This window comes from Roseateles hydrophilus (assembly GCF_026712245.1).
Classification (GTDB): Bacteria; Pseudomonadota; Gammaproteobacteria; order Burkholderiales; family Burkholderiaceae_C; genus Pelomonas; species Pelomonas hydrophilus.
Genome location: NZ_JAPPUY010000010.1, coordinates 1 through 5,890 on the forward strand (window position 1 = coordinate 1; position 5,890 = coordinate 5,890).

Below are 5,890 nucleotides of genomic sequence, written 5' to 3' on the forward strand. Positions count from 1 at the left end.
GCCACCAACTGCTGTCCAGCCAGACCCATTGCATCCTTGTGCATGTTCGAGAGGCCAACGACAAAGCAACCGACGAAGCGCAGTTGCACCAGGTGCAGTCGATGCTTGCCGCGGGATGGGGGGGCACGTCAAGCGTCATGGCTGCGCCAGCACTTGGCGCCTTGGCGTCCACGCCCACGGTCTGGCGGAACAGCCGGGCTGGCATGCCCGCGCCAGACTGCATGCTCTCCGTGGTCGATGCATATGACGTAGCTTGCCCGGACTTGCTCACGGTCATGCGCGGGCAGCACGACGAAAGCGGGTTCGCGACGATGCGCATGGTTGCACAGGGCATCCACGCGTACCTCCTGACCGATGGCAGCTTCGATTCGCTGGACAACTACTGCTGGTCGCTCTCGATTCACAACGACTTGAGGGATGCCATCGAGGAGGTGGGGGCACTCGTTGCCGAACCATCCGTAGCTTGGCTTCTGCTGGCTCACTGGATCAACAGCCGCTCCGGTGGCCTCGGTGATCCAGAACTGTCGAACGCGCTGACTGCACAGCTGAGCAGGCTGGATCGCAGCATCGTCAGCAAGGCCAAGAGAACGTTCGACAGGTCCTTGGGGCTCTACGGATTGGATGACTGGAAGAGCTCTCGGCTGCGCCGGCTCACCAGCTTGCTGAACCGGGCGGCGGGCTAGCGCACGGAGGGGGGGCGGAGCGAGGTGCCGCTCCGGGGACTAGGTTTGGCTGCTGAATGGACACCGCCGTCAGGCTCTGCCTTGCTTCTGGAGGCCACAGGTCGGGCAGGTCACTGCGATCACAAAAAGTGCACGCATTTGGACTCCACCGTGGGCAGAAAGGGTTCAAAAGCAAATGCAAGGGCCCCGCGAGGGGCCCTTTGTTGAGTGGCTGAAGGGATTAAGCCGCAACTGCCTGTGTTATGACCTGCTCGGCTTCTCCGAGACGCTGATTCACAGAGAAGATGGCTCCATCCCCCGAGGAGCCCATGAGGAAAAGTCGATTCACGGAAGAGCAGATGGTGGCGATCCTGCGAGAAGCAGACCGCACCACGGTGGCCGAGGCGGCCAAGAAGCACAAGGTCAGCGAGCCCACGATCTACGCCTGGCGCAAGCACTTCGGCCAGCTGGAAGTCGCTGACGTCAAGCGCCTGAAGGCGCTCGAGCTGGAGAACAGCCGGCTCAAGAAGCTGCTGGCCGAGCGTGATCTGGACATCGAAGTCCTCAAGGAGATCAACGCAAAAAAATGGTGAGCCCGCTGGCTCGACGTGCCCAGGTCGCCTTCGCTCGCGAGCGTGGCCTGAGCCTGCGTCGGGCTTGCGGGCTCATCGGCATGTCTCGCGCCACGCCCAGCTACCAACCGCGCCTGCCGGCCAAAGACGCACCGGTGATCGAGGCGATGAAGGAGCTGTCAGCCCAGTACCCGCGCTACGGCTATCGGCACATCCGCGTGTTCCTGCGCTGGCGCGGCTTCGAGCTGAGCTGGTCGCGCACGCATCGGCTGTGGCGCCAAGCGGGCCTGCTGGTGCCCAGGAAGCGTTCGCGCAAGCGCATCGCTTCCAAGCGACCTCGCGTGCACACGCCCTTCAAGGCCAACATGGTCTGGGCCTACGACTTCGTCTTCGACACCACGGCCACGGGCCAGCAGCTCAAGTGCCTGACGGTCATCGACGAGTACACCCGGGAGTGCCTGCCCATCGACGTCGCGCGCTCGATCCGTTCCAAGCGCGTGATCGAGGTGCTGTCGCGCTTGGTGAGCGTTCATGGGGCGCCGCTGTTCATGCGCTCGGACAACGGACCGGAGTTCGTCAGCCAGGCCATCCTGGAGTGGATCGCCAGCTCCGGCATCGCGATGGTTCTCAACGACCCCGGCAAGCCTTGGCAGAACGGTGCCGACGAGAGCTTCAATGGCAAATTCCGCGACGAATGCCTGTCCGTCGAATGGTTCCGCTTGCGCCGAGAGGCCAAGGTCGTCATCGAGTCCTGGCGCCAGCACTACAACGAGGTCAGGCCGCACAGCAGCCTGCAATACTTGACCCCGACCGAGTTCAAGCAGCAACTCCGTCAAGACCTGCAACCCGCCGTCTTCTAGGAATTACTGTCTCGGAAATCCCGAGCAGGTCACAAGCTGCCCGAGTCGACCTGCCTCTTACATCGAATCTTTAATATGGAAATCGATGAAGCGTTGAAGACCATACCGTTCTGCAGGCTCGGCTGAAATCTCAAAGGCCGTTTTAGACCGCCAATGTTCGAGGCCACTGCCTGTTGGATGCACACCGTGCGATGCTCTCACCCATCGAACGGCTAGTTGATCAATTGGGCTGTTCCCGGCCCGCACTTTGCCGAAGGCAATGATCTTTCCCTCTTCGCCTTGAAGAGTTGCGAGCACCACGCCATCACCAGGTTTCAACTTACTGGTCGCTTTCCCGTGTGTGTCCCTGAGTCCAGCGACAGGAACTGATGGAGGCAGCGCTCCACTTGCGAGGACGGCGTCGAGCAGTTCAGCCGTGGGCGTCTCGAACTTCCAGAACTTCAAAACGTCTCCTTTGTTGGATTGGACTTTGCCACATAACTCGAAGCTCAGCCGCAGACGGTGGCGCTACGGTCCAAAGGCTGCACGCCGTTGGTCTCGGCTGCAGCATTGCGCCAGGCAGGAACTGTCGATTGGTTAGACACGGCGTTTCCGCCACTTTGAGTAGAGCTCCAAGGCGGTTGCCACAGTTGCCGTTGCGCCGGCGATGGCTACGACTACAGGAGTGGCCAGGACTATAAGAGGTGTGCTGGTGACACCTATAGCTGTAGCAACTGCTGTCATTCCGGTTGGAGCGACCAGCCACGACCAGAAGACCGCAAGCTTTGAAACCACAAGCGCCCCCTTTGCTGCGTCCCGCGTGTTCTCTGCTGCTCTCTCGTGGTTTCCTCGGATCCAGTCGATGGCACGCCAGATGGTTGTGGCAACAACTATTAGAAGAGCAGGGATGAGCAGAAGAGCAACGACAACGGTCACGATGACCTTTTTGGTCCGAGACGTAGATTGCGTCTCCGGCGACGCTTCTCCGAGTTGGTTCATAGATTGATCACCATGGAGCGTGACGGTCAGCGCTTATCTGCCGCGACACGGTGTCGGCCAACCGGCACAGAGCAATTGGCGGCAAATAAACCTTAGCAGTTTTCTGGCAAGGCATAAGCTCCCCCCAGAAGGAGTAGACAGGGCATAACTGGAGAATGAGGCGCGCCGAGAAGGAAGAGGCCCAAATGAGGAAGAGCAAGTTCAGCGAGAGCCAGATCGTGGCGATCCTGAAGGAAGGCGAGGCTGGGTTGCCGGTCACCGCCGGTGCCCTCGCCGACCGATCAAGAAAATTGCGGCGGCCACGCCAGTGGCGCCGGCATCGCAACGCTCGAACTCCCCGTCCCAGCTTTCACACGCTGAGTGAGGCATTGCGTATCCGACCTCGACAGAAAGCAGAGCATCCCACCCATTTTCGTACCCCTCCACGAGCACAGGCTGGTTCGCTGGCAGGCGATGCAGTATGTCGATAAGCTCTTGGGCGGTCATAAGCGCTGTTGCAGCGAAGGTCGTTGAGCGGGAATCCTTGCAACTAAACTTCAAGCTGACTCCTGCAGAGTTGTCAGGTCTTCCCGAGAACACTGGCGAAAGAGCGATCAATGCCAGCGTTGCCGAGATACTGATCAGCCCATACTTTGTCTTCGGAGAAATAGACCGCCAGTTTGTTGTCTCCTCGTGCTCGGTCTTCGGCTCTTTCGCACCATTCTCTTGCGGGAATGAAGTAGAAGTTTTCGACATCAGCAGACCCGCTGCCGAATGCCAAAACCGCATTGGCGAGCCGAAATTTCTCGGCATCGTCTCGATGTAGCGTAAGCCCGGTTCTGGACTCCTTGTACTTGACTTGAACCGGAACATGAAAGCGCCCGTCTGTGCTGGTGACAACGAGATCAAATCCGTTGTCTACCAAGGGAAAGTAGACGTGCAAGTGCCGCGTGACCAGAAGTGTCGCAACGTACAGTTCCTTCGACTTTCCGATCAGTGCGGTCTTGCTCATGTGGTCTTCTTTCCAAGAGAGGCTGAGCCGTGGGGAGCGTGAGTTTGCGGAGAGTAACTCCGAGTCTAGCGGTCGAGCTAGCGTCACTGCCGCAGGTCCGGCGAAAGGTATGCCTCCGGGGACTCACCTTGAACGGTTGACCCAGTCGATCACTATGAAGCACCGCTCTCGGCGCATTGCATCGCGTTCTCTTACGGAAAAATCGGATATGGAATATTGTGTCGGTGCGCCTGGCTGGATCTGGATGTACGTGACGACCTGCCGTTCTACACAACGAAAGCAGCGCCTTCTTGGTACGAATTGATCTCTCGCCCCCACGACTGCGGGGGATCTAGTGAGAACGCCGCCTATAGCATGGTGACCAACAAAAGTCTTCGGGGAGTGGCGACGTGTTGAAGGTTCTTCTCAGTTGGCGAGTTCGTGCAGGGTTATTTTTTGGTGCACTTTGGCTTTCATCGGCTGCTTGGGCGCTTGGCGTCCCGGGGCAGGGCTCATGGGAGTCCACGCTCGTGCCGCGCGACGTCAATGCCGACGGAAAGACTGATGCCTTCTACGATGTCGCACTAAACGTAACTTGGCTCGCTGACTGGAATGCGAACGGTCCGATGGATTGGGCGCAATCCATGTCTTGGGCGTCATCCCTCAACGTCCACGGCGTGACGGGCTGGCGATTGCCCAACGTTGTTGGGGTTGTGGGTTGTGACCCCAGTAGTCCCAATCAGACGGGCTGTGGCTACAACCCCGACACGAGCGCATCAGAGCTCGCCCATATGTTCTACGTTACGTTGGGGAACGTGGCTCGCTGTGCCGACAACGGTTGCACAGGTGGCGAGCAAGCAGGCTGGGGTTTGTCCAATACAGGGCCGTTCACGGGCATGCAGCTCCGATACTTCGCAGGGCAGGGGTTTGAGGTGGACACCACGCAGCCTTGGTCTGGATTGGTGTGGAGCTTCTACAACTATGACGGATTCCAGTACGCGATAGGTGCACACACGGCGATCTTTTCGGTTGCTGTCCTCGACGGGGACATTGCCCCTGTTCCGGAACCGCGTGCTAGTGCCATGCTGCTCTTGGGTATAGCTTGCCTTCTAATCAAGAGTCAGCGTAGACCTTTTGGTCGCCGCCGCTGATCAAGTTGACTTAGCCCTCTGCTTACGCGGCCTGACCAGCACATCGTCGATGATCGTTGACTTCGAAGTTCGCGGCGAACTTGCGAACAAAGCGAACTTTGTTCCCCGACAGGGACTTAGGGGCAAACGACCCCTGCGAACTAACTCGTTTGGGCGGGTCTCACCAACCGGTAGATGGTGGCGGGTCGGCCCGGGCCCACGGGTGATCGTGCTTGAACTTCAAGTCGTGCACCCGCATGGTCCCGTTGCATCAGGTGTGCGATTGCTGCATCCACGATGGCTGCCGGCTGATGGCGACCAAAGCAGTTCACCACCAGATCCCGTCTTGACGCCGAGCCCTTCGCCGCCAAGAACGCTGAGATCCGCTCCGCTGCCCACGTGATCTGAGCCTGCGCAGGCGATCCCTTGCTCCCGGCAAGAACGAAGCTTGCAGACTGACCCGCGTACCTCGCCCACGCGGATGCCGCTTCGATGTGGTCTTGCCCAATGCACCACTGTCGATCGGATAGAGCGAACAGCATGGCCAGCCGTAGAAGCATCGGAGCTCGTCTCTCCATCAGGCTGTCCATCAGCGTGTTGAGGCTCGCAGCGAACTGACCCGGGGCGCTCGTGCAGAACTGACCCACCCCTGAAGGCTACCCGAGGGAGCCTGAGTCTGTGGATATCTCTGAGGTCTTGGGGTCTCCTTTCTTGCGTT

Annotated in this window: 5 protein-coding genes; 2 read left to right on the plus strand and 3 right to left on the minus strand. The window is 59.4% G+C overall.

Going from position 1 to position 5,890, the window contains the following annotated elements; translation table 11 throughout:
- Together NYO99_RS21270 and NYO99_RS21275 are read left to right on the plus strand one after the other, a co-directional pair.
- Nucleotides 1–683 (plus strand): hypothetical protein (locus NYO99_RS21270; RefSeq protein ID WP_268169297.1); only part of this gene is annotated, 683 nt, incomplete at its 5' end.
- A 308-nt stretch (nt 684–991) separates the two neighbouring features.
- Nucleotides 992–2,094 (plus strand): IS3 family transposase gene (locus NYO99_RS21275; RefSeq protein WP_268169298.1). Its coding sequence is split into 2 segments (ribosomal slippage): nt 992–1,250 and nt 1,250–2,094, totalling 1,104 coding nucleotides; the frame shifts between segments, so codons are not numbered across the junction.
- 57 nt (nt 2,095–2,151) lie between these two features.
- Here the strand turns inward: NYO99_RS21275 and NYO99_RS21280 are convergent.
- From NYO99_RS21280 to NYO99_RS21290, 3 genes are all read right to left on the minus strand, one after another.
- Nucleotides 2,152–2,538 (minus strand): hypothetical protein, encoded by a 387-nt coding sequence (locus NYO99_RS21280; protein WP_268169299.1) that lies wholly within the window; start codon nt 2,536–2,538, stop codon nt 2,152–2,154.
- A 132-nt stretch (nt 2,539–2,670) separates the two neighbouring features.
- Complete coding sequence (locus tag NYO99_RS21285; protein ID WP_268169300.1) at nt 2,671–3,009, minus strand: hypothetical protein; 339 nt, start codon at nt 3,007–3,009, stop codon at nt 2,671–2,673.
- 622 nt (nt 3,010–3,631) lie between these two features.
- Entirely contained in the window at nt 3,632–4,063 is a 432-nt protein-coding gene (locus tag NYO99_RS21290) for a hypothetical protein (protein ID WP_268169301.1), read from the minus strand.
- Nucleotides 4,064–5,890: the final 1,827 nt, after the last annotated feature.

Coding starts and splice junctions, on each gene's coding strand:
- NYO99_RS21290 (WP_268169301.1), bottom strand. CDS start 4,063: ATGAGCAAGACCGCACTGATCGGAAAGTCGAAGGAACTGTACGTTGCG.